20 protein-coding genes are annotated in these 22,760 nt (G+C 64.7%); 10 read left to right on the plus strand and 10 right to left on the minus strand.

All coding sequences use genetic code 11. The features are described from left to right. Nucleotides 1-139: 139 nt before the first annotated feature. Both ACTNFK_RS02980 and ACTNFK_RS02985 read right to left on the minus strand, forming a co-directional pair. Complete coding sequence (locus tag ACTNFK_RS02980; protein ID WP_433646749.1) at nucleotides 140-1,183, minus strand: metallophosphoesterase; 1,044 nt, start codon at nucleotides 1,181-1,183, stop codon at nucleotides 140-142. After that, nucleotides 1,180-3,786, minus strand: coding sequence for a transglycosylase domain-containing protein (locus ACTNFK_RS02985; protein ID WP_435936153.1), 2,607 nt, complete (start codon nucleotides 3,784-3,786; stop codon nucleotides 1,180-1,182). Before ACTNFK_RS02985 ends, ACTNFK_RS02980 begins: the two co-directional genes overlap by 4 nt. A 98-nt stretch (nucleotides 3,787-3,884) precedes the next feature. Here ACTNFK_RS02985 and ACTNFK_RS02990 point away from each other — a divergent pair, with 98 nt between their 5' ends. Both ACTNFK_RS02990 and ACTNFK_RS02995 read left to right on the plus strand, forming a co-directional pair. After that, nucleotides 3,885-4,058: a DUF4177 domain-containing protein gene (locus ACTNFK_RS02990; RefSeq protein WP_435936154.1), complete on the plus strand. Its 174-nt coding sequence runs from the start codon at nucleotides 3,885-3,887 to the stop codon at nucleotides 4,056-4,058. Nucleotides 4,059-4,061: 3 nt separating this feature from the next. Then, entirely contained in the window at nucleotides 4,062-4,535 is a 474-nt protein-coding gene (locus tag ACTNFK_RS02995) for a RidA family protein (protein WP_433646746.1), read from the plus strand. Nucleotides 4,536-4,600: 65 nt separating this feature from the next. Here ACTNFK_RS02995 and acs read toward each other — a convergent pair whose 3' ends face one another. Continuing rightward, nucleotides 4,601-6,592, minus strand: a complete 1,992-nt coding sequence (acs, locus tag ACTNFK_RS03000) for an acetate--CoA ligase (protein ID WP_435936155.1) — start codon at nucleotides 6,590-6,592, stop codon at nucleotides 4,601-4,603. Nucleotides 6,593-6,841: 249 nt separating this feature from the next. On the opposite strand from acs, the gene ACTNFK_RS03005 reads away from it, so the two are divergent. The 7 genes from ACTNFK_RS03005 (at nucleotide 6,842) to tmk (ending at nucleotide 13,691) form a co-directional block, all read left to right on the plus strand. Next, entirely contained in the window at nucleotides 6,842-7,879 is a 1,038-nt protein-coding gene (locus ACTNFK_RS03005; protein ID WP_435936156.1) for a TadA family conjugal transfer-associated ATPase, read from the plus strand. A gap of 192 nt (nucleotides 7,880-8,071) precedes the next feature. Next, entirely contained in the window at nucleotides 8,072-8,830 is a 759-nt protein-coding gene (locus ACTNFK_RS03010) for a type II secretion system F family protein (protein WP_445117190.1), read from the plus strand. A 154-nt stretch (nucleotides 8,831-8,984) separates the two neighbouring features. Next, on the plus strand, nucleotides 8,985-9,329 hold the full coding sequence (locus tag ACTNFK_RS03015) for a DUF4244 domain-containing protein (RefSeq protein WP_433646740.1): 345 nt from the start codon (nucleotides 8,985-8,987) through the stop codon (nucleotides 9,327-9,329). A gap of 3 nt (nucleotides 9,330-9,332) precedes the next feature. Continuing rightward, entirely contained in the window at nucleotides 9,333-9,734 is a 402-nt protein-coding gene (locus ACTNFK_RS03020) for a TadE family type IV pilus minor pilin (protein ID WP_435936158.1), read from the plus strand. Further along, nucleotides 9,731-10,057, plus strand: a complete 327-nt coding sequence (locus ACTNFK_RS03025) for an Rv3654c family TadE-like protein (protein WP_435936159.1) — start codon at nucleotides 9,731-9,733, stop codon at nucleotides 10,055-10,057. The genes ACTNFK_RS03020 and ACTNFK_RS03025 overlap by 4 nt, the downstream gene beginning before the upstream one ends. Before the next feature lie 161 nt (nucleotides 10,058-10,218). Then, nucleotides 10,219-13,032 carry a type I DNA topoisomerase gene (topA, locus tag ACTNFK_RS03030; RefSeq protein ID WP_435936160.1) on the plus strand — a complete coding sequence of 938 codons (2,814 nt, stop codon included), beginning with the start codon at nucleotides 10,219-10,221 and terminating at the stop codon, nucleotides 13,030-13,032. 38 nt (nucleotides 13,033-13,070) lie between these two features. Continuing rightward, nucleotides 13,071-13,691: a dTMP kinase gene (tmk, locus tag ACTNFK_RS03035; RefSeq protein WP_435936161.1), complete on the plus strand. Its 621-nt coding sequence runs from the start codon at nucleotides 13,071-13,073 to the stop codon at nucleotides 13,689-13,691. A 54-nt stretch (nucleotides 13,692-13,745) separates the two neighbouring features. Here the strand turns inward: tmk and purL are convergent, their stop codons facing one another. Then, nucleotides 13,746-16,145 carry a phosphoribosylformylglycinamidine synthase subunit PurL gene (gene purL / locus ACTNFK_RS03040; RefSeq protein WP_435936162.1) on the minus strand — a complete coding sequence of 800 codons (2,400 nt, stop codon included), beginning with the start codon at nucleotides 16,143-16,145 and terminating at the stop codon, nucleotides 13,746-13,748. 139 nt (nucleotides 16,146-16,284) lie between these two features. Between purL and ACTNFK_RS03045 the strand changes: the two genes are divergently transcribed. Beyond that, complete coding sequence (locus tag ACTNFK_RS03045; protein WP_435936163.1) at nucleotides 16,285-17,178, plus strand: hypothetical protein; 894 nt, start codon at nucleotides 16,285-16,287, stop codon at nucleotides 17,176-17,178. 14 nt (nucleotides 17,179-17,192) lie between these two features. On the opposite strand, the gene purQ is transcribed toward ACTNFK_RS03045, so the two are convergent. From purQ to purD, 6 genes are all read right to left on the minus strand, one after another. Further along, nucleotides 17,193-17,897, minus strand: a complete 705-nt coding sequence (gene purQ / locus ACTNFK_RS03050) for a phosphoribosylformylglycinamidine synthase subunit PurQ (protein WP_435936164.1) — start codon at nucleotides 17,895-17,897, stop codon at nucleotides 17,193-17,195. Further along, on the minus strand, nucleotides 17,897-18,160 hold the full coding sequence (purS, locus tag ACTNFK_RS03055; RefSeq protein WP_435936174.1) for a phosphoribosylformylglycinamidine synthase subunit PurS: 264 nt from the start codon (nucleotides 18,158-18,160) through the stop codon (nucleotides 17,897-17,899). The genes purQ and purS overlap by 1 nt, the downstream gene beginning before the upstream one ends. 133 nt (nucleotides 18,161-18,293) lie before the next feature. Next, on the minus strand, nucleotides 18,294-19,343 hold the full coding sequence (locus ACTNFK_RS03060; protein WP_435936165.1) for an IS30 family transposase: 1,050 nt from the start codon (nucleotides 19,341-19,343) through the stop codon (nucleotides 18,294-18,296). 96 nt (nucleotides 19,344-19,439) lie between these two features. Next, complete coding sequence (locus tag ACTNFK_RS03065) at nucleotides 19,440-20,345, minus strand: VOC family protein (protein WP_435937742.1); 906 nt, start codon at nucleotides 20,343-20,345, stop codon at nucleotides 19,440-19,442. 221 nt (nucleotides 20,346-20,566) lie between these two features. After that, complete coding sequence (locus ACTNFK_RS03070) at nucleotides 20,567-21,484, minus strand: phosphoribosylaminoimidazolesuccinocarboxamide synthase (protein ID WP_435937741.1); 918 nt, start codon at nucleotides 21,482-21,484, stop codon at nucleotides 20,567-20,569. After that, nucleotides 21,481-22,752 carry a phosphoribosylamine--glycine ligase gene (gene purD / locus ACTNFK_RS03075; RefSeq protein WP_435937740.1) on the minus strand — a complete coding sequence of 424 codons (1,272 nt, stop codon included), beginning with the start codon at nucleotides 22,750-22,752 and terminating at the stop codon, nucleotides 21,481-21,483. The genes ACTNFK_RS03070 and purD overlap by 4 nt, the downstream gene beginning before the upstream one ends. Nucleotides 22,753-22,760: the final 8 nt, after the last annotated feature.

Consider the following 22,760-nt stretch of genomic DNA (forward strand, 5'->3'; position numbering starts at 1 on the left):
CGCGAGTCCGGAAGCCACCATACGTGCCCACTCGAGGCTGAGCAAGTGGCAGGGCAGCACGAGCACAGGGTGCCGGTGCGCGAGCGGCACACGGGCGAACAGCGCACGGCTGTGCGAGGGGCAGGGCTGTGACGAAGCGCTAGTCGCGCACGGCTTCCAGTGTGATGAGTGAGGCCTCCGGCCGGCATGCGAATCGAATCGGTGAATAGATCGAAGCGCCGAGCCCGGCGCTGACGTTCAGGAACGCCGCCCGCTCCGCGTCGTACCAGACGCTCAGGCCGCGTGCCTGCTCGGTAGGGAGATCGCAGTTGGTGGTGAGAGCTCCCACCCCCGGCATGCGAACCTGACCGCCGTGCGTGTGGCCCGCGAAAATGAAGTCAGCACCCTCGTCGAGTAGATCGTTGAGAGCGGCCTGGTAGGGAGCATGCACCACTCCGAGCCGCGGTTGCTCTGAGGGCACTGGTGAACCCGGGGAATCTGAGGCGTCTGCTTCACCTACTGCTGTCGCGCCCGCGCCGCCGACGTCACGCAGCGCGGCGAGCGACGCGTGCATTTTCGCCGCGTCGTTGTAGCCAATGTGCGGATCGCCGAGTCCGAAAACCTCGAACGTGGTGCCGCGTAGCGTGAGCGACGTGGCCGCGTTGTTGAGGTTCACAAACCCCAGGTCATCGGTCAGGCCCCGGGTCAACGCTGCTGTGTCGATGTCTGGGGTGCGTGAACCCTTGCGGCTTGGCGCCCGCAGGTACTTTAGTGGGTTCTTCACAATGGGGCTGTAGTAGTCGTTCGAGCCGTGTACGAAGACACCGGGGATCCCCGCCTCGGACAATGTTTGGAGGGCGTGCAGCAGTGGTCCACGGGCTCCTCGATGACCCATCTGGTCGCCGGTGAGCACCACGAGGTCTGGCCGCAACTCGGCAAGGCTTCTCACCCAGTTGATCTTGCGGTGTTGCCAGGGCGCGAGATGCAGGTCAGACAGCTGTAGCACGCGCAGGGGAGCGTGCCCGGCGGGGAGAAGCGCAACCGTGTGACGCCTCAGGGTGAATAGCTGCGGTTCGACGGCGGTCGCCCAGAGGGCGACCGCACCCACGGCCAGGCCGAGGGCAGCGGCGGCCTTGCTGCCACCGCCGCCCGAGGCCTGACGCACTCTCAGGTGGGCTTCAGACGAGCCAGCACGACCACTCATGAACAGTTGACCGTAATACGCACCTGGTTGTCGCGCTTCGCTTCGGTGCCCACGCCCGGATCAACCGATACGAAGGGTTTGCTGCCAGGGTTGCCGGTATTGCCGGTGTCGCAGCGCAGGGAGACATCCGAGAACCCTGCGGTCTGCAGGGTTGCCCGGGCCGCATCGCCTGTGCTGCCAGCGGGGATTTCAGGAATCGTCGACATGCTCCCATTGCTTCGATACACCGTAATCGTGGAACCAGCGATCGTTTCCGCACCACCGCCTGGGTTTGTCGCTGACACAAAGCCAGCGGGCACCGAGGAATCTTGCTCGCCCCCATCTGTCACGTCAAACCCGGCCGAGGTCAGCAGCTGTTGTGCCTCTTCGAATGTCTTTCCCCGCACCTCGGGTACCTGGGAGGTCGTCACCTTGAGCGCCGACTGAGGGGGTGCTGGGAATGCCTCACCGCCGTACTTCGAATCCGCTACGTTCATGATCGCGGGCCAGATGGTCTGGTCAGCGACCATGATGCCCGTGAAGCGTCCGAACAGCATTGTTGATACCTTGCCGGTGACGTTGCCCACCCACGTCGCGGTCGCAACCCGGGTGCTCGATCCCACCGTCCAGTTGTCTACGACGTTGTCGGTCGTGCCGGTCTTAGCAAGGTGGGGAACGCCGATCGCCGAGCGCGCGTGAGTGGCGAGACCACTATTTACCGTGTACTCGAGGGCATAGGAGACGCCGGCCGCAACCTCAGGGGAGATGCCGCTCTGGCACTTGCTCTTGGTGAAGAGGACCTCTTCACCCTCCGGCCCGGTGATCGAGTCAATGGGTACCGGCGTGCAAACCTGGCCGCCGCCAGCAAATGCCGCAAATGCGCCCGCCATCGTGATCGGGGCGATCTCGTCGATGCCGCCGTACACGTTCGAGGGAACAATGGTGAGATCCGTCGTCCCGGTGTTCGTGAGCCCAGGCAGGGTCTGTGGGCTCGCCCGATGGATGCCGAGGTTCTTTGCGGTCTCGAACGTCTCGCACAGATCCATTTTCTGCTGCATAGAGACAATGCCGCCGTTGATGGACTGGGCAATCACGTTCAGCACCGACTGGTTGCCCCGCTGAGTGCCCTGGTCGTTCTGAAACTTGAAGGAACCAGTGCCGTAAATGCCGCCCAGACACTCGGCCCTGAAAGAACTTTCCTGAACGGTTCGGCCGTTCGCGTTCACAATGTCGCGTACCGAGTGGCCAGTGCGGAGCCACTCGGCCAGGGTGATGGGCTTGAAGGTCGAGCCGACCTGGAACCCGCTCGATCCGCCGTACTCGAAATCGGTGTTGTAATTGATGCTGGTATATCCGGGATTCGCTTCGAGCACCGCTGGGTCGTTGCTAAACGGACGATTCTGCACCATCGCAAGCACGCGACCGGTGCCGACCTCGACGCTCGAACTCGCCGACCCGATGTCAATACCGTCCATTTGGGCCGGAACCACCGACTGCACCGCAGCCAAGCCCGCGGCCTGCATGTCAAGGTCAATCGTGGTCATGATCTTGTACCCGCCGCGCAGAAAGTTGAAGTTGCGCTCTTCACCGGTGCTGCCGAAGCTCGGGTCGTTCTGAATATAGAGCTGAACATAGTTGCAGAAGTGCCCCAGCCCAATGTTCTCTGCGACGGCACAACCAGAGGCGCGAGGGGTGATGACAGGTGTTACCGGAGTCGCCACCGCTTCGTCGTGCTGCGCCTGTGTGATGCGGCCCTCGCGAAGCATGGAGCCGATGATCTTGTCGCGGCGTTCCTGGTTGGCCGGAATGTTTTCGGGGAGGTCGATCTGATAGCGCGAGGGATTGTTGACGATTGCTACGAGGCTCGCGCCCTCTGCAATTGTCAGATCAGCTGCTGACTTGGCGTAATAATACTGAGCCGCCGACTCGATACCGTAGATCTGGCGGCCGAAGAGGGCGATATTCAAGTACCCGAGCAGGATCTCGTCTTTCGAATAAACTTTCTCGAGACTCACCGCGTAGCGCATTTCCTGCAGTTTGCGGTCAATTGACTGCTTCATCGCTGCCTCGTACGCAGTTTTGCTCTCTTCGGGGTCGGAAATTGCCTCAGCCTCTTGAATCAATACGTTGCGCACGTACTGCATCGTGATAGTCGAAGCCCCCGAAAACCCCTGACCGGCGACGTTCTGCAGTACCGCACGACTGGTCGCTAGCACGTCAACGCCGCCGTGCGTGTAAAACCGCGGATCTTCCTCCGCGACAGCGGCATCCTTCACGTACTGAGAGATCTGATCCCATCCCACCATTTCGCGATCCTGGGCGTAAAACGTCGCGATTTCGACTTCCGTGCCGTCTGACTGCTTGGCGTAGATGGTCGACGGCAGAGCCAGGCGGCCTGGATTGAGGTGACTGGGGAGTTCTTCGAAGATGCTGATGGCGGAACTCGCTGCGGCGCCGCTAAGTGCGACGACCGGGGTGACGGCAGCAGTAAGGAGAATGCCAGCGACCACGCTCATGACGATGATGCCGAGGATTCCGCCGAGTGCACCGCCAGCGGTGCGAGGCTTTGCGGTGCGCAGGTTGCCGCGCTTCGCGCGCGATGATTGAGGTGACTGGGAGGCCATAGGATAAATCGTATGCGACGCACCTGATAATTCGTGCGCTGCGCACCTCAGGCGCCGAGCGCCGGGCATCACCTGAACCAGATCCACAGGAGGACATCGTGAGCGAAGGCCAGGAAATTGAACCGCAGCGCTGGGAGTACTTCGTGACCCCTCTCCTGCTTCATAATGAGGCACAGATCCTCAATAACTGGGGAGGCCAAGGCTGGGAATTGGTGCAGATCATCGCCGGCCCAGTCGGCGGCAATGTTGCCTACATGAAGAGAAAGGCCTGATCCATGGCTGTTATCGAAGATCGACTCCGCGAGCTTGGCTACGAAGTGCCGGTGGTTGCAGCTCCCGTGGCCGCCTATGTGCCCGCACTTCGTCGGGGCAACCTGGTCTACACGAGCGGTCAGCTGCCGTTCGTCGACGGTGCGCTGCCCGTGACGGGCAAAGTTGGCGATGGTGAGGGTCTCGTGTCCGCCGAGCAGGCAGAGGAGCTTGCCCGCCAGTGCGCTCTGAACGGTCTTGCCGCCGCACGTGGCGTGCTCGGTTCGCTTGACAAGATCAGCCAGGTGGTGAAAGTCACCGCATTCGTCGCGTCTGACCCCTCGTTTACCGGGCAACCGACGGTCGCAAACGGCGCCTCGGTATTCCTGGGGCGCGTGTTTGGTGACATCGGCATCCACGCGCGATCGGCTGTGGGCGTGGCCGTGCTGCCGCTCGATGCGCCGGTTGAGATTGAGTTTGTGTTTGAGGTCGAAGACTAGCCTTTGCACTGCAGAAGGGGGTGGATCACGCGCGGTGATCCACCCCCTTCTGCTTGCCGACGTGGCTACCGCACCGCCTGCTCGCTGCGCACCCGTTGCGAGATAACCTGCATCACCGAGGTGTCGGCGAGCGTCGTGGTGTCGCCGATGTCACGACCCTCGGCCGCGTCCTTGAGTAGCCGCCGCATAATCTTGCCCGAGCGAGTCTTCGGCAATTCGTTCACCACGAACACCTGGCGCGGGCGGGCGATCGCACCGATGGCTCCAGCGACGTGCTTCTTGAGCGCGGCCTCCGCATCGTCTTCGGTCAGCAGCTGCTGCTGTGACTTCAGGATCACAAATGCCACTACGGCCTGGCCGGTCGTCTCGTCATCGGCACCCACAACGGCCGCCTCGGCGACCGCATGATGCTCGACGAGTGCCGACTCGATCTCGGCGGTCGACAGGCGATGCCCCGACACGTTCATGACGTCGTCGACTCGGCCGAGAAGCCAGAGGTCGCCGTCCTCGTCCACCCGAGCGCCGTCGCCCGCGAAGTAGCGATCGTCGAATTTTGACCAGTAGGTGTCGACGAAGCGGTCGGGATCCCCCCAAATGGTGCGGACCATGCTCGGCCACGGGCGCGCGACGGAGAGTAGCCCGCCCTGGCCGCGATCCACCCGGTTGCCACCATCGTCAACGACATCGATCGAGATACCCGGCTGCGGAACCTGCGCGCTGCCCGGCTTTGCCGCAGTGAGTCCCGGCAGCTGGGCGATCATGATGGCCCCGGTCTCGGTCTGCCACCACGTGTCGACGATCGGGGCCTTGCCGCCGCCGATGACCTCGTGGTACCAGCGCCACGCCTCGGGGTTGATCGGCTCGCCAACGCTGCCCAGCACGCGAATGCTTGAGAGGTCGTATTGCTCGGGCACCTGGCGGCCGATCTTCATGAACGAGCGGATCGCGGTGGGTGCGGTGTACAGAATGCTGACGCGGTACTTTTGCACAATCTCCCACCAGCGACCCCAGTCGGGGGTGTCAGGGGTGCCCTCGTAGATGACCTGGGTGGCACCGTTGGCGAGCGGCGCGTAGACGACGTAGCTGTGGCCGGTGATCCACCCGACATCGGCCGTGCACCAGTACACGTCGGTTTCGGGCTTCAGATCGAACACGTCGCGATGGGTCGTGCTCGTCTGGGTGAGGTAGCCGCCAGAAGTATGCAGGATGCCCTTGGGCTTGCCCGTGGTGCCGGAGGTGTAGAGGATAAACAGCGGGTTTTCGGCGGGGAATCCCTTGGGCTCGTGCTCGCCCTCGTAGGCGGTGATCTCCTCGTGCCACCACAGGTCACGGCCCTGCTGCATGTCGATGTCGTTTCCGGTGCGCTGCACGACCAGCACCTTCTGCACCGACAGCGGCTGACCGTCGCCTGCGAGCGCGAGGGCATCGTCGACCGTGGGCTTGAGTGCGGAGACTCGGCCTTTGCGGTAGCCACCGTCGGCGGTGATGATGAGTTCGGCTTGTGCGTCGTCGATCCGCGAACGCAGGCTCTCGGCGCTGAACCCGCCGAAGACGACCGAGTGGGCCGCTCCGAGACGGGCGACCGCGAGCATGGCGATCACGGTCTCGGGGATCATCGGCATGTAGATGGCGACGCGGTCGCCGGCTTCGACGCCCAATGCTGTGAGCATATTCGCGGCACGTTTCACCTCGTGGGTGAGTTCACCGTAGGTAATCGTGCGGGTGTCACCCGGCTCACCCTCGAAGTGGATCGCGACCCGGTCGCCCAGGCCGTTTGCGACGTGACGGTCGAGGCAGTTCGCGGTGACGTTCAGCTCGCCATCGGCGAACCATTTCGCGAAGGGAGGATTTGACCAGTCGAGCACGTCGGTGAATGGCTTGGTCCAGTGCAGCTTTCGCGCCTGATCCGCCCAGTACGCCTCGGGGTCTTCGGCGGCCTTCCAATAGATGGCCGGATCATTCTGGTTTGCTTGCGCCTTGAATTCGGCGCTCGGTGGGTAGGTCTCGACGTCGAGCGAGTGGCTTTCGATCTTGCCGTGGTCTGTCATGTCGGTCATGGAAGCCGTCATCCCATCTCTGTGATCCTGCACGTCAGTGTGCGCAGCGCACCCCGGTGTGCGTGTGCTCGAAGCTTAAAATATATTTCTCTTCGTAGCAACTTACCGAGGGCGGATCACCTCCGGTTGGGTGCGTTTGCGTGCGCTGATTGTGCGCTCACCGGGTGGAAATCCGGCAAGGTTTCCCTGACTTTTCCACAGATTCCAACTCTGGAGGCTGACGCGCCCAGAGGCTGATTGGCTGAGACAATGCCGGTCTTCAGCGACACATCTTCCCCCGTCACGCCCATTCGATCACCACCCGAGAGCCCACAGAAGAGATCCGCCGCGCTCTCGCTCGAGGCGCGGCGAGCGTTCGGCGGGCTCCTCCCGCTCATCGATGAGCCGGGGCTCCGAGACGTGCTGATCCAAGTTTCCGCGGGGGTTGGACGGCTCTGGATCGACGCGGGCGGAGCACTGCAGCGTTTGGAGAGTTGGCAGGTGTCACCCGACACCGTGCGGCGGCTCGCCGTGGCGCTGATCGCGGCCGGGGGTCGACATCTCGACGAGCTGAATCCGGCCGCGAACGTGCGCCTCGGCGACGGGATCAGAGTGCATGCGGTCTTGCCGCCGGTCTCGGCGCACGGAGCCGTGGTGTCGGTTCGCGTGCCGCGGCTGGAGCCACTCAGCTTCGACGCGCTCGTGCGGGGCGGCTTGTGTTCAGATATGCACGATCGGTGGCTGCGACTCGCGGTTAGCCAGCGCAAGAACCTGCTCATAACGGGCGGGACAGGAAGCGGGAAGACCACGGTGCTGGGGGCGCTGCTCGATCTCGCTCCCGCGCACGAGCGCATCGTGACCATCGAAGACCTTGTCGAGTTGAGGCTTCGGCATCCTCACCATGTCGCGCTGGAAGCTCGGCAGTCAAATGCGGAGGGGGTGGGGGAATTTCCCCTCGATCGTCTCCTTCGGGAGTCGCTTCGGATGCGGCCCGACCGTCTGGTGCTCGGTGAGTGTCGCGGGGCCGAAATTGCGACGCTGCTCGCCGCTCTGAATACCGGACACGATGGCGGGGCGGGGACACTTCACGCGAGCCGGCTCGCAGATGTGCCAGCTCGCCTCGAAGCGTTGGGTGCGATGGCCTCACTCAGCCCAGAGTCGCTCGCCAGGCAGGCAGCATCGGCGCTGCACGCAGTCGTCCACCTTGATCGTTCCCCGGGGGGCGAGCACCGGGTGTCGGCAATCGGTCGCTTCGCCGTGCGCGAGGGGCTCCTGGCAGTAGACGACATTTCTGAGTCTGGACCCTGAATGATGCGCTCTCGCTTAGCTCAGACAGGAAGCCGCCTGCGCCGGATAGTTCTGCGAGGTGGATCGCGCGAATCTCTTCGCGCACCCCGTGGAGGCGCGAAGGATGCTGCGGCCGCAGAGAAACAGTGTTCTGCGGCGAGCCTACTCACGCGGGCGGTCTCCCTGCTCCGCGGAGGTGTGCCGAGTAGTCGGGTGTGGGCCGTACTCGCCGCAGACGGCATCAAGCCACCGAAACCTGAGGGCCCCGAATGGCGGGTGATTCTGTCAGCGTGGCGACTAGCCGAGGAGAGTGGTGCGCCCCTCGCTGCGGCGTTGGAGCGACTCGCCGATGCACTTCGGGCGCTTGAACGGGTCTCCGAGCGGCGGGAGGTGTTGCTTGCGGGGCCGCGATCGACTGTTCGGTTGGTGGGGGCTCTCCCCGTCGTTGCCTTGGTCTTGGGGGCCCTACTCGGTTTCGACCCGCTCCCCGTGGTGTTGAGCCCATTGGGTGCGATCCTCGTCTCCCTCGGAGTGGGTCTCCTGGTGCTGGGAATCAGGTGGGCGAGAGCGCTCACAGCGAGCCTTGAGCGGGTGGACTGCGTCGCGGGCCTCGAGTGCGAGCTTGCGTGGATCGCGCTCGGTGGAGGTTCCCCGCCGTGGGTCGCGCTGCGACGCGTGGCGGACTGTGCTGACGCGGCGCGCGCTGAGTGGGTCCAGCTTGACAGGTTGCGCAGAGACGGCCCCGTTGCGGCCGTCTTTACTCAGTCCGAAGCGCTCGGCACCCCGGTTGGGCCCATGCTGCTGAGGGAGGCCGAAGGCGCACGAGCACGAGCACAGGCAGACCTAGAAAGCGCCGCCGAGCGGCTCGGGGTGCAGGTGCTCCTGCCGCTCGCGGTCTGTGTGCTGCCGTCGTTCGTGTTGCTCGGAGTGATGCCCGTGCTGCTCGCGGTGTTGGGCGGAGTGCTGGAATAGCCCACATGCTCGTTCTCCGCGCACAGGTGCCGAGCCTCCGCCTCTTCTCCACAGATTCGGGTGGCACCGACAATCTGCCCGCACCACATCCTCTCGCCCGACACCATGGAGTGACCGGCAATCGCTGGGGCCGTGCCCGTTGAAAGGAAGCGACATGAGCACCTCACTCACCCTCGTGATTGACAATTCGGCGGCGGCGCGAAACGCCCGGGCTGAATCCGCGCCGGCCCCGGAGAGGGACCCGCGCTCTGCGCACCCGAGCAGTTCGAGCCGTCAGCGCCGCGCGCGCTGGCTGCAGAGCTCCAAGGTCTCACGGGTGGAGCGGTGGCGCATGGCATCTCCTCTGCGAGAAGAGCGCGGCGCCGTTACGGCAGAGTATGCGATCGTCATCATGGCGGCAGTCGCATTTGCCGGGCTTCTCGTGGCCATTATGCGGTCTGGCGAAATTCGCGCCATGTTGGTCGACCTCGTGCAGAACGCACTCGGCTCGGCAGGATGAGAGATGGCCAAGTGGGCCACATCTCGAGACCGTGATCACGACTCCGACCGTGGCTCGGTGACCGCCGAGTTCGTGGTGGTGTTGCCAGCTGTGCTGATCGTGCTCGTCATGATTATCGGGTCGATACTGATCGCGACTCAGCAACTGACGCTGACCTCGGCAGCGGGCGACGTTGCGAGGCTCGAAGCTCGGGGTGATGCCGCAGGGGCATCACTGCGAGTGTCGCAACTCATGCCCGGTGTCAGTGTCACCCGCCAAAGCCTCGGTCCACTGCACTGTGTTGCGCTGAGCGCTCAGCCTGGGGCGGGTCTGCTTGCCGCACTGCGCATCTCAGCCTCCGGGTGTGCGGCGCGAAGTGAGGCCGAGGCCGCGCCGAGCGCAGCGACGGTGCACGAACTGCGATGAGCGCACCGCTCCTCATCGCCTGCGCCGCCACAACACTCGCGCTCGGACTTCCGATTCTCGTCGGGGCAGGTGCGCTCGAGACGAGGCATCGGGTCGCGGCGGCCGCCGATTCGGCGGCTCTCGCGGCGGCCGACGCTGCCGGTGGGTGGATCTCCGCCGACCCGTGTGCGCTCGCCGCCGAAGTCGCTGCAGCGACATCGGTCTCGCTTTCGGAGTGTTCGGTCGATGACAACACGGGCGTGGCGACGGTGGCCGCGCAGGCGAGCACGGCGCTCGGGCTCGTTGCGATCCGCGCACGTGCAGGGCCGCCGGGCATAGAGTAAGGGGAGAACGCATCGCTGGGACATGCGCGGAAGACCGCGTGGCGGAGCTTGACTGGCTGAACTTTCATCCTGTGGTGTGTATCGTGTCGAAGCAGAACCCTCTTGCGTGCGACCAAACGGTGTCGGCGCGCAGGTAACGTACGCATGAATAAAGGAGAGCCGTGGCGGCCAAGAAGCTCGTGATTGTCGAGTCTCCCACCAAAGCGAAGACCATTGGTGGGTACCTCGGTGACGGCTACGAGGTGATCGCCTCGGTAGGACACATTCGAGACCTTGCCGAGCCCTCGGAGCTGCCGACCGAACTCAAGAAGGGTCCGTTCGGAAAGTTTGCGGTTGACGTTGAGAACGGCTTCGCGCCCTATTACGTCGTCAACGCGAACAAGAAGAAGACGGTCAGTGAACTGAAGCGCGCCCTGAAGGGAGCAGACGAGCTGTGGCTCGCAACGGATGAGGACCGCGAGGGTGAGGCCATCGCGTGGCACCTGCTCGAGGTGCTGAGCCCGAAGGTTCCCGTTCGCCGGATGGTGTTTCACGAGATCACCAAAGAGGCCATCGAGCAGGCCAAAGCCAATACCCGCGACATCGACCTTGCGCTGGTAGACGCCCAGGAGACACGACGCATCCTCGATCGCCTCTACGGCTACGACATCTCTCCGGTGCTGTGGCGCAAGGTCGCTCCGAAGCTCTCCGCGGGTCGCGTGCAGTCCGCGGCAACACGGCTCGTCGTGGATCGTGAGCGCGAGCGGCGTGCATTCGTGTCGGCCTCGTACTGGGATTTGACGGCAGCGTTCCAGCCCGACGAGAACGCCCCCGATTCCACAGAGTTTGAGGCGCGGTTGGTGAGACTCGATCAGTTGCGTCTCGCCACCGGAAGTGACTTCACCGATGTGGGTGAGTTGAAGCCGAAGGCACAGTCGGCGGGAGTCATTCTGCTGCAGCAAGAGCGCGCCGAGCGACTCGCGGCTCTCCTGGCTGTGGGCACCGAAGCTCGAGTGATCTCGATCGACACCAAGCCGCACACTCGTCGGCCCGCGGCACCGTTCACCACGTCGACGCTGCAGCAGGAGGCATCGCGCAAGCTTCGTTACAGCTCGCGCCAGACGATGTCGTTTGCCCAGTCTCTGTACGAAAACGGGCATATCACCTACATGCGAACGGATTCGCCCACGCTGTCGCAGCAGGCGATTGCGGCGGCCCGCTCGCAGGCGGCCGAGCTGTATGGCGCCCAAACCGTGCCAGACGCTCCGCGTGTCTACACGGGCAAGGCGAAGGGCGCACAGGAAGCCCACGAGGCGATTCGCCCAGCGGGTGACACGTTCCAGCGCCCGAGCGAGCTCAAGAGCAAGCTCACCCAGGGCGAATTCGCACTCTACGATCTGATCTGGAAGCGCACGGTCGCGAGCCAAATGGCGGACGCGAAGGGATCGACCGACACGGTCACCCTTGGCGTCGCGCTTGACGAGCCGGGTCAGTCATCACCGACCGAGGCCGAATTTACTGCCAGCGGCACCGTCATCACCTTCCCGGGATTCCTCCTCGCCTACGAGGAGGGGCGCGACGAGAAGCGCGGTGAGGCGGAGAAGAACGTGGCGCTGCCGCAGCTTTCCGAGGGTCAGAAACTGCGGGTCGTAGCACCCGAAGCAAAGGGCCACGAGACCAGCCCGCCGCCCCGGTTCACCGAGGCGAGCCTCACCAAGAGACTGGAAGAACTCGGCATCGGGCGGCCGTCCACCTACGCCGCGATCATCGGCACAATCAGCGACCGTGGGTACGTCACAAAGAAGGGGCAAGCCCTCGTTCCGAGTTGGATCGCATTCTCCGTGGTGCGTCTCCTCGAGGAGCACTTCTCTGCGCTCGTCAGCTACGACTTCACCGCCGAGATGGAGAGCGACCTCGACCGAATCGCCGCAGGAGAAGCCGACCGAAGCACGTGGCTGAACGAGTTCTACCACGGCCACGGCGATCATCCGGGCTTGCGAGGGGTCGTCGACAACCTGGGTGAAATTGACGCTCGGGCCATCAACACGATTCGCATTGACGACTCGATCTCGTTGCGAAACGGCAAGTACGGCCCCTATCTCGAGGTATTCGACGATAAGTGCGAGGCGGGCGAAGACGGGGCGCTCAAGCCGCGTAGCGTCAATATTCCCGAGGGGCTCGCACCTGACGAACTCACGACCGAGCGGGCCCACGAGCTTGCAGATGCGGAGCCCGCAGAAGATCGGGTGGTGGGGCTCCACCCCGAGACCGGGAAACGCATCATCGCGAAGATCGGTCGTTTCGGCCCCTACGTCACCGAACTCCCCGATGAGGGAGAAGAGCTGCCGAAGGGCGAAAAGCCCCGCACTGCGTCCCTCTTCAAGAGCATGGACCCAGCGACGATCGATCTCGACACCGCGGTGGCGCTCATCGGGCTGCCGCGCGTCGTGGGCATTGACGCCGAGTCTGGCGCCGAGATTACGGCGCAAAACGGTCGCTACGGTCCGTATCTGAAGAAGGGCACCGATACCCGGTCCTTGACCAGCGAGGACGAAATATTCTCAGTCGATCTAGCTGCAGCGCAAGAACTGTTCGCGCAACCCAAGTACGGGGCGCGCCGAGCCTCTAGCGCCCTGAAAGAATTCGACGCCGACCCGGTGAGTGGGAAACCCATCAAGGTCAAGGACGGTCGCTTCGGGCCTTACGTCACCGACGGCGAAACGAACGCCACGATTCCTCGGGGCGACAGCGTTGACGACATCAATTTCGAACGCGCGGTTGAGTTGCTCGCGATTAAGCGTGCGAAAGGTCCGGTGAAGCGCAAGGCCCCGGCGAAGAAGGCAGCCGCCAAAAAGGCTCCCGCGAAGAAGACATCGGCCAAGAAAGCGTCGACCACAAAAATAGTGGATCCGGCCCGTTCGGCCGCGGCGAAGAAGGCAGCCGAAACGCGCAAGGCGAATGCGGCGGCGAAGGCCGCGGCTGCAGCTGAAGCCTGATCCACTTTCGAGATGATGACACGAAAAGAGAACCGGCAGTGAGCGGCATCTTCATCACCCTTGAAGGCGGAGACGGAGCCGGGAAGACGACGCAGGCCGAGTTGCTTGCGAGTTGGCTCGGGGAGCGTGGCCTGGAAGTGGTGCAGACACGCGAACCCGGGGGAACCATGCTTGGGGCATCGCTCCGCGAGCTTCTCCTGCACGGCGAGCACGTCGACGACCGCGCCGAGGCGCTGCTCTATGCAGCGGATCGCGCCCAGCACGTTTCCAAGGTCGTGCGCCCGGCGCTTGAACGCGGGGCTGCCGTGGTGCAGGATCGCTACATTGACTCGTCACTGGCGTACCAAGGTGCCGGTCGCCCCTTGGATCTCACCGAGGTTCGTCGCATCAGCGAATGGGCGACCGGGGGGCTCTGGCCGCACCTGACGGTGCTCTTGGATGTCACGCCCGAACTCGCTCAAAAGCGCCGCGAGGCCACGGGGGAGCGCGCGGACAGACTTGAGTCCGAAGCCGCCGAGTTTCATCGTGCGGTGCGCGAGGGGTTTCTCAGGCTCGCTGAGGCAGACCCCGATCGCTTTCTCGTGCTCGACGCTTCGCTCCCACGAGATGAACTCCACGCCGCGATTATCGGTCAGGTGGCACCGCTGCTCGCATCCTAACGGGGCGCGCGCATGCGCCCGAGGCGATGCCGCCTGCGGCTATTCCTCCTGCGGCTACTCCGAGATCCCTCGGCCGAGACCGCTTCGCGCTGCCCGCCTGGCAGCCGCGTCGGTCGGGAGGTCGAAGGTGTCCTCGGCAATGATCGCTCCGAAGCGAGCCGGCAGCGTGTCGCGGTGTGCGGCACCGAGCTCAGCGAGCGGAATGGCGAAGCGATCTTGCACTTCGATCGCCTGCCCCACGGCATCGGTGACGCCGATCCGCAACGCCGGGTAGCCGCGACCCTCGCACAGCCCGCGGAACTTCACGTCCTCCTCCTGTGGCACCGAGACCAGCACGCGTCCCTGTGATTCCGAGAAGAGCGCCGCGGTTGCGTCGACCCCGTCGCGAGACAAGATCTCGTCGATCCACACGCGCACGCCCACGCCGAAGCGCAGCGAGCCCTCGGTCAACGCCTGCGCGAGACCCCCATCTGAGAGGTCGATCGCGGCCGACAGCAGGCCCTCCAGTGCGGCCGCGTGCAGCAGCTCTGCGAGGTTACGCTCGCCCGCGAGATCGACCTGAGGCGGCAGTCCGCCGAGGTGTGCGTGGATCGCCTCGGCCCAGGCCGAACCGTCCAGCTCATCGCGCGTTGTGCCGAGAAGGTACAGGTGGTCGCCCGCATCTTGCCAGCCGCTCGGCACGCGGCGCGCCACGTCGTCGATGATGCCGAGTACGCCGACCACGGGGGTCGGGTGAATCGGAACGTCGCCGGTCTGGTTGTAGAAGGAAACGTTGCCGCCGGTCACGGGCACCTCGAGCGCGAGGCAGGCATCGGAGAGGCCCTCAACCGCACGCGAGAACTGCCACATGACTTCGGGGTTCTCGGGGCTGCCAAAATTCAGGCAGTCCGTGACCGCGGCCGGCACGGCACCCGAAGTCGCCACGTTGCGGTAGGCCTCGGCAAGCGCGAGCTGCGCGCCGGCGTAGGGATCAAGCTGGCAGTAGCGGCCGTTTGCGTCGGTAGCAATCGCTACGCCGAGGCCCGTCTCCTCGTCGACGCGGATCATGCCCGCCCCGTCGGGGAAGGAGAGCGCGGTGTTGCCCATGACGTACTTGTCGTACTGGTTCGTGATCCACGACAAATCGGCCTGATTGGGTGACGCGGCGACCGCGATGACCTGAGCGCGAAGTTCATCGTCGTTCGCGGCCCGAGGCAGCGAAGCTGCCGAGTCAGCCTGCAGTGCGTCGATCCACGCGGGGTAGGCGACCGGACGCTCGTACACCGGGCCGTCGACGGCGACGGTCGAGGGATCGACGTTGACGATCTCTTCTCCGCGCCAGTTGATGATGAGTCGGTTGGTGTCGGTAACCTCGCCGAGCACGCTCGTCTCAACGTCCCACTTTGCGGTGACCGCAAGGAACGATTCAAGCTTCTCGGGCTTCACGATCGCCATCATGCGTTCCTGGCTCTCCGACATGAGGATCTCCTCAGCGGTGAGCGTGGGGTCGCGCAACAGCACGCTGTCGAGTTCGATGAACATGCCGCCATCGCCGTTGGCCGCGAGCTCGGAGGTCGCGCACGAGATGCCGGCCGCGCCGAGATCTTGGATTCCCTCAACCAGATCTCCCGCGAACAGCTCGAGACAGCACTCGATGAGCACCTTCTCGGCGAAGGGGTCGCCCACCTGCACTGCGGGGCGCTTGGTCGGGCCGCCCTCGCTGAAGCTGTCGGAGGCGAGGATCGAAGCGCCTCCGATGCCGTCGCCGCCGGTTCGTGCGCCGAAGAGCACGACCTTGTTGCCGAGGCCCGACGCGTTGGCTGTGTGCAAGTCTTCGTGCCGCAGCACGCCGACACCGAGCGCGTTCACGAGCGGGTTCGCCTGGTACACGCCGTCGAACACGGTCTCGCCGCCGATGTTCGGCAGGCCGAGGCAGTTCGCGTAGGAGGAGATGCCCGAGACGACGCCGTGCACCACGCGCGCGGTATCGGGGTCGTCGATGTCGCCGAAGCGCAGCTGATCCATCACCGCGACCGGGCGCGCACCCATCGAGATGATGTCGCGGATGATGCCTCCGACGCCGGTCGCCGCACCCTGGAACGGCTCAATGTACGACGGGTGGTTGTGGCTCTCGACCTTGAAGGTCACCGCCCAGCCCTCGCCCACGTCGATCACGCCGGCGTTCTCACCCATGCCCACGAGCAGGCGCTCGCGCATCTTGTCATTGACCTTCTGGCCGAACTGGCGCAGGTAGATCTTCGATGACTTGTAGGAGCAGTGCTCCGACCACATCACCGAGTACATGGCGAGTTCGCCAGAGGTCGGGCGACGGCCCAGGATTTCGCGGATCTGCGCGTACTCGTCGGCCTTCAGCCCGAGAGCTTCGAACGGCTGTACGCGATCGGGCGTCGAGGCCGCGTCAGAGACGGTGTCGGGGCGGGGTTCAACGGGCGCTGCGGCAGTGGTGTCAGTCACCCCTCTAGCCTACCTTCGCAAATGAGTGCGTGGATCGCCCGGCGTGCCAAAGCCACAACCGCAACAGACTCCGCTGCGCTAGGGGAAGCAATGCGGCGGGGTGCTGGCGTTTCTCAGGCGCACCCACAAGACTGGGGGTATGACTACGCCGATTCATCCCCAGCCAGCCGCCGAGCAGCCGACCACTGAACTGCCGCCTCGTCTGGCAGACCCAGCAGCGGGAACCTCGCAGCCCTACCAGGCGGCGGTGCAGCACCGGGGGCTCTCCACTTTTCTCAAGGTGAGTATCATTTTGCTCGCTGCGCTGTCTATTGCGTCGATTTCGCTGTTGTTTATCGGGGATTTCGAGGGCAAGTTCGAGCGGGTCTTTGCGACCTTCGTGGTCTTTGCGATCTTCGTGCTTCTCACCGCGATTGATACCCGCCGCGACCTGCGCAGCGACTGGTACGCGCCGGTGGCGCTGATCGCGAACTCCTACATCCTCGCGCTGCTACTGATCGTCACCTGGATGACCCCGTTCGGTTTCTGGCTGGGCTGGGACATCTTCTGGAAGTCGCTGCTGGTCATCGCCGTCGTGCGCGCCGTCATTGGGTGCTGCCAATTGCTTATTTCGATGGGTAACGGGCGTCCTGAGCCCCTCGTGCGCTTCGCCTTCATCACGAGCGTGCTCGCCGTGGTGGCTGGCATCCTCTTCACCGCGCCGGTGGCGATCGAGGTCTTCGACGTGGTCGTGCCCGAACTGTACTGGCGCATCGCGGTGGCATCGTTGCTCCTGACCGCACTCGGCCTGGCGATTACCCTGCTGCTCCGATGGTCATATGGTGCGAACGAGCGCGAGGCGGCGAGGAGCGCGCGGCAGGCACAGGTCGCCGCGCAGCAGTCGCAGCAGGCGCAGTCTCACCAGATGCAGGCGCAGGTGAGTGTGCAGTCGCAGCAGTTATTGCCGTGGCCCACCTTCCCCGACGGGCGTCCGCTGCCGGTCGGCCACGACGGTCAGCCCGACTTCTCAGCGTTGCGCGGACCGCAGGCCTGACCGGCCCGAACGAACTACACGCGCGCGGCGAGTGCGCGGATTGCGCTCGTGAAGATGCGCAGCCCATCAAGGCCCGAACGCATTGCCTCTGCAGTGTCTGGACCAAATCCGGGCTCGACCGCGTGCTCAGGGTGCGGCATCAAGCCAACAACGTTGCCACGCTCGTTGGTGAGCCCGGCGATCTCGTTCAGCGAACCGTTCGGGTTGACCCCGGAGTACCGGAACGCGATGAGCCCCTCACCCTCGAGCCGCTTCAACGTTTCGTCGTTTGCGATGTAGCCGCCGTCGCCGTTCTTGAGCGGGATGATGATCTCCTCGCCAACCTCGAACTCGTTTGTCCAGTGCGTCCCAGCGTTTTCGACGATCAGCTTCTGGTCGCGACGGATGAACTGCTGGTGTGCATTGCGGATCAGGCCGCCGGGCAGCAGGTGTGCCTCAACGAGCACCTGAAACCCGTTGCAGATGCCGAGCACGGGCATACCCGCGTTCGCGGCGTCGATGACCTCGGCCATGATGGGGGAGACCGCCGCGATGGCGCCGGGGCGCAGGTAGTCGCCGTAGCTGAAGCCTCCGGGCAAGATGATCGCATCGACCTGGCGCAGGTCGTGGTCGCCGTGCCACAGCGCCACAGATTCGCCACCCGCGAGACGCACGGCGCGCTGCGCGTCGCGATCATCGAGCGAGCCCGGGAAGGTGATGACACCGAACTTGGGTGCCATTACTGGGCCGCCTCGTTGGCGCCGAAGTCGATGTTCACCACGTCTTCGATGACCGCGTTCGACAGCACGTGCTCGGCGAGTTCGCGGATCTCTGCCCTCACCTCGTCGGTGATGGGGCCGTCAACGGTGAGCTCGAAGCGCTTACCGATGCGCACATCATGAATCTTCGCGTGCCCGAGGCGCTTCAGCGCACCCGAGGTCGCCTTGCCCTGCGGGTCGAGCAACTCGGCCTTCGGCATCACATCAACAACAATCGTGGGCACCGGGGCCTCCGTCTTCGCGTCTCGACAGTCTCGACAGTGGATCGGGTGCGTGCGCACCCTCTCCCAGTCTACAAGCCCGGGAAGGGTGCCGGAGGCGCCCCGGATTTTAGTTCGGAGTGCAACACCCAGTGAGTCACCCCGAGCATAACTCTTGAAACACCTCTGCCGGGGTCGCCCATCCGAGCACCTTCCTGGGCCGGTTATTAATCTCCCACACGTACTCGTCCAGTTCCCGTTGGGTAAGGTCAGTGAAGCTTTCGCCTTTTGGGAGGTATCGGCGGATGCGCCGGTTGAAGTGTTCGTTACTCCCACGCTGGTAGGCGCTGTAGGGGTCACAGAAATAGGTGGGCACCCCGATCGTGTCGGCGAGTTTGTAGTGGTGCGCGAACTCGCTCCCGTTGTCCGCGGTAACTGACCGGACCGCGTGGGGCGGGAGTTGCTGGTAGATGCCCAGCTGGGCGTGCAGGGTGGGATCGGCCGCAGCGTGAGGGAGCTTCACCGCGGTGTAGTAGCGCGACCGACGTTCGATCGTGGTGTGGAGTGCCCCGGTGCCACGGGCGCCGAGCACGCTATCGGATTCCCAATGCCCAAACTCTTCACGCGTGTCAACCTCGGTGGGGCGTTCATGAATTGAGACCCGATATTTGATCCGTTCGGTGTGCACGCTTCTGCCCTTGAGCCGGCGGCGTTTCTTCTGCCCGCGCTCAAGATACTGCCAGAGCTGTCGGTGCTGCTGGCCGGGCGAGTAGATCCAGGCGTACACCGTTTCCGTACTCACCCGCATGCGGTGGTCGTTGGGGTGCTCCATGGGGAGGCGTCCGCTGATCTCTTCCGGGGTCCAACCCCGCCGTAAGTGTCCGATCACCCAATCAATGAGCGGGTCGTGTGTCATGCGGTAGGGCTGATGCGACCGTGACCTTCGCGTGTCGGCATGGAGTTGTGCTTGACCCGCGAGATACAGACGGTCGCGGGGGCTGCGGGTGTTGAGTTTGTTCCGCAGGTAGGGTCGCAGGTTCCCGTGGTCTCGTTCGGGCTGCCACGAGCGTTTCCTGATCTCGCGGGTGATGGTGGAGCGGTGCACGCCGAGGTGGCGTGCGATCTCCGCACGGTTATGGCCGTGGCCGATGAGTTTCTCAATCTCGATTCTGTCGTCAAGGGTGAGGTGGCGGTAATGTGTGGACAAGGAAGCGCAGCCCTTCGGTGGTGGTCTAGACAACTCACACCTTAGGTGTTGCGCTTCCGTTTAGAACCCGGGCGCCCGATCCACTGTGGGGGAAGACTACGCAGCGAGAACCCGCACCCGGTTGCGCCAGGGGTCAAGGAACACGAGCTCGTCGCCGTGCAGTTGGCGGTCGATGCCGCGTGACGCGAGGCGGTCGCTGAGCGCACCGAGCGCGTCGCGCGCGGGCTGTGCCTCGGTGTCTGGCAACGCGATGGTGACCTCGCCGAGCCCGAGGGCCGGGGTGCGTTCGCCGGCACCGCGCGACTCCCACGTGTTCATGCCGAGGTGGTGGTGGTAGCCGCCGGCCGACACGAAGAGGGCCTGCGAGCCGAACTCGAAGGTCACCTCGAAGCCGACGGTGTCAACGTAGAACTCACGTGCAGCGGAAATACTGCCGACCTTGAGGTGCACGTGGCCGATCTCCGCGGGGGTGTCGGAAATCGCCTCCGCGCCCGCCTCGGTGAGGTGGGCGCGCAGGAACGCATTCGGGTCGAGGGCGAGGGTCGCCATCTGTACCTCGCCGTTCGGGCTGATCTGCCACTGGTCGCGCGGACGGTCGATGTAGAGTTCAACGCCGTTGCCCTCGGGGTCGCCGAAGTAAAACGCCTCGCTGACCAGGTGATCGCTCGAGCCCTGGAACTGGCCCGGGTACTGGCGCGCTACCGAGGCGACGACCGAGGCAAGCTCTGCGGCCTCGGGGAAGAGAAATGCCGTGTGGTAGAGACCTGCTGCGCCGGCGGGGGCGTGGGCGAGGGTGCCGTCTTGATCGAGCACGAGTACCGGGCGGCCCTGGCATCCGAGGGTGGCGGTGCCCTTGTCTTCCGTGAGGAGCTGCAGCCCCAGCCCGCCGCGATAGAAGCCGACCATCTGGTCGAGGTCGCTCACCGCGAGGGTTACGGGGCCCATGCTGGTCGCCCCGGGGAGGAGATCCTGCGAGGTGGGTGTCTGGAGTCGTGTGCTCATGGGATGTTGTCCTTTCCTGCTACCCCCCATGATACTTTAATCTTCAACCAAACGGAAGGGTTGGGACGTCGCTAATTCGCCGCCGACACACTCGCTTCACCCTGCTGCCCCTCGTGATTGGGCGCAAACGGCTCTTTCGAGGGACAGGAAGAAGCCACTCGCGCCCGACATAGGGCCTATGGGAGCTTTGGGAGTGCCAGCAGTTGGGGGGGCGGAGGAGGTTAAGTCGCAGGAACCTTCCCGGTCAACCGCGTGAACAGTTCGGCGTAGCGTCCGAGCGTGCGATCCACGATCTCGCGGGGCAGCACCGGCGGTTCCCCGGTCTTGTCCCAGTGTGCGGCCAGCCAGTCACGCACGATCTGCTTGTCGAAGCTCGCCATCTTCTCGGCGGGGGTGGATCCCGACTCGTACGCCGCCAAGTCCCAATATCGGCTCGAATCGCTCGTGAGTACCTCGTCGGCGAGAACCAGCTCGCCGGTGTGCGGGTCGCGGCCGAACTCGAACTTTGTGTCGGCGAGCACCAGACCCCGCGCGGCGGCGAGTTCACGTGCGCGGGTGAAAGTCGCGAGCGAGACATCGCGCAATTGCGCGGCGACCTCGGAGCCCACAAGTTCCGCGCTGCGTTCGAACGTGATGTTCTCGTCGTGTTCGCCGAGCGGCGCCTTGTATGCAGGGGTGTAGATCGGCTCATCGAGCAGGTCACCATCGGTGATGCCTGCGGGCAACTTGATACCGCAGACGGCACCAGTCTCTCGGTACTCTGCGTACCCCGAGCCGGTGAGCGCGCCGCGCACCACGCACTCGATGGGATACATCTCGAGCTTGCGGGTGAGCATCGCGCGCGCGCCCACCTCGTCGGGAACCGGGGGTGCTGCCGGGCCATCGTGTTCGCCGCGGCGCGCGTCATCCGCATCGACCAGGTGGTTGGGCACGTCGAGCTGGTCGAACCACCAGCGCGAGAGCCCGGTCAGCAGGGTGCCCTTGCCAGAGATCGGCGGTTCAAGCACGTGATCGAAGGCGCTGATGCGGTCGCTCGCGACAACGAGGAGGAATGTGCCGTCGCCCGTCTCTGGCTCGTACAGGTCGCGCACCTTGCCCGAGTAGGTGTGTCGCCAACCGGCGAGTGCGGGCGCGCTCATGCGTCGACCACCCGAAGGGCGATATCGGTGCGGTGCTGGCCGCCGGCGAGGGCGATGCGATTCACCCCGGCGTAGGCGTGCTCACGCGCCTCGGCAAAGGAAGCCCCGCGACCGACGACCCCGAGCACGCGCCCGCCGGTGGCGACCCATCCGCCCTCGGCGTCGCGCGCGGTTGCCGCATGCACCAGGTGCGCGCCGGTCACCGGCTCGGCAAGCTGGCCAGAGTCGTCAAGCCCGGTGAGGGGGCGACCGGTCGAGGCGTCGCCCGGGTAGCCCTCGCTCGCCACGACCACGACCACGGTCGCCTCATTCGAGAACTCGGGTGCGGGGTGGGACGAGAGCGTGCCCGATGCCGCGGCGAGCAGGTACTCGCTCAGCGGCGACACCATGCGGGGGAGGACGACCTGCGTCTCCGGGTCGCCGAAGCGGGCGTTGAACTCGATGACGCGCACACCCTGCGCGGTCACGATGAGTCCGCAGTAGAGCAGGCCGATGAACGGGGTGCCCTCGTGTTCGAGCTGTCGCACCGTTGGCAGCGCCACGGTTTCGGTAATCTGGGCGACGAAATCGTCGGCCACCCAGGGAAGTGGAGAGTAGGCACCCATTCCGCCGGTGTTCGGACCCTCGTCGCCGTCAAAAATCCGCTTGTAATCCTGCGCGGGGCTCAGCGGTGCGACGTTGTGGCCGTCGGCGAAGAAGAACAGCGACACCTCCTGGCCATCGAGGAATTCCTCGATGAGCACCTCGCCATGCGGCGCCCACGTCGCGACGTGAGCGAGTGCGGCATCACGGTCAGAAGTGACGAGCACACCTTTGCCCGCGGCGAGCCCATCTGCCTTCACCACGTACGGCGCGCCGAACTCGTCGAGCACGGGCGCTGCGTCCTGAACCGAGGCGACCCGCGAAGCCCGCCCGGTGGGCACCCCCGCCTCGGCCATGATGCGCTTGGCGAACGCCTTCGACCCCTCGAGCTGCGCGGCTGCCTTGCTCGGGCCAAAGACGGGAATTCCACGCTCACGCAGCGGGTCAGCCACGCCCGCGACGAGCGGGGCCTCGGGGCCGATGACCACGAGGTCGAAGGCCCGATCCACCACGAAATTTGCGACCGCGGTGGGATCATTCGCGTCGAGCCTGGGGGTCTCGACTCCCTCCGCGGAGATGCCGGCGTTGCCGGGCGCGCACACGATTTCGTGCCCCGCCTGCTCGGCAAGTAGCGCACGGACAATGGCGTGTTCACGGGCACCTGGCCCCAAGACAAGGATCTTCACACTCTTAA

This window comes from Leucobacter fengyongliangi (assembly GCF_052386045.1).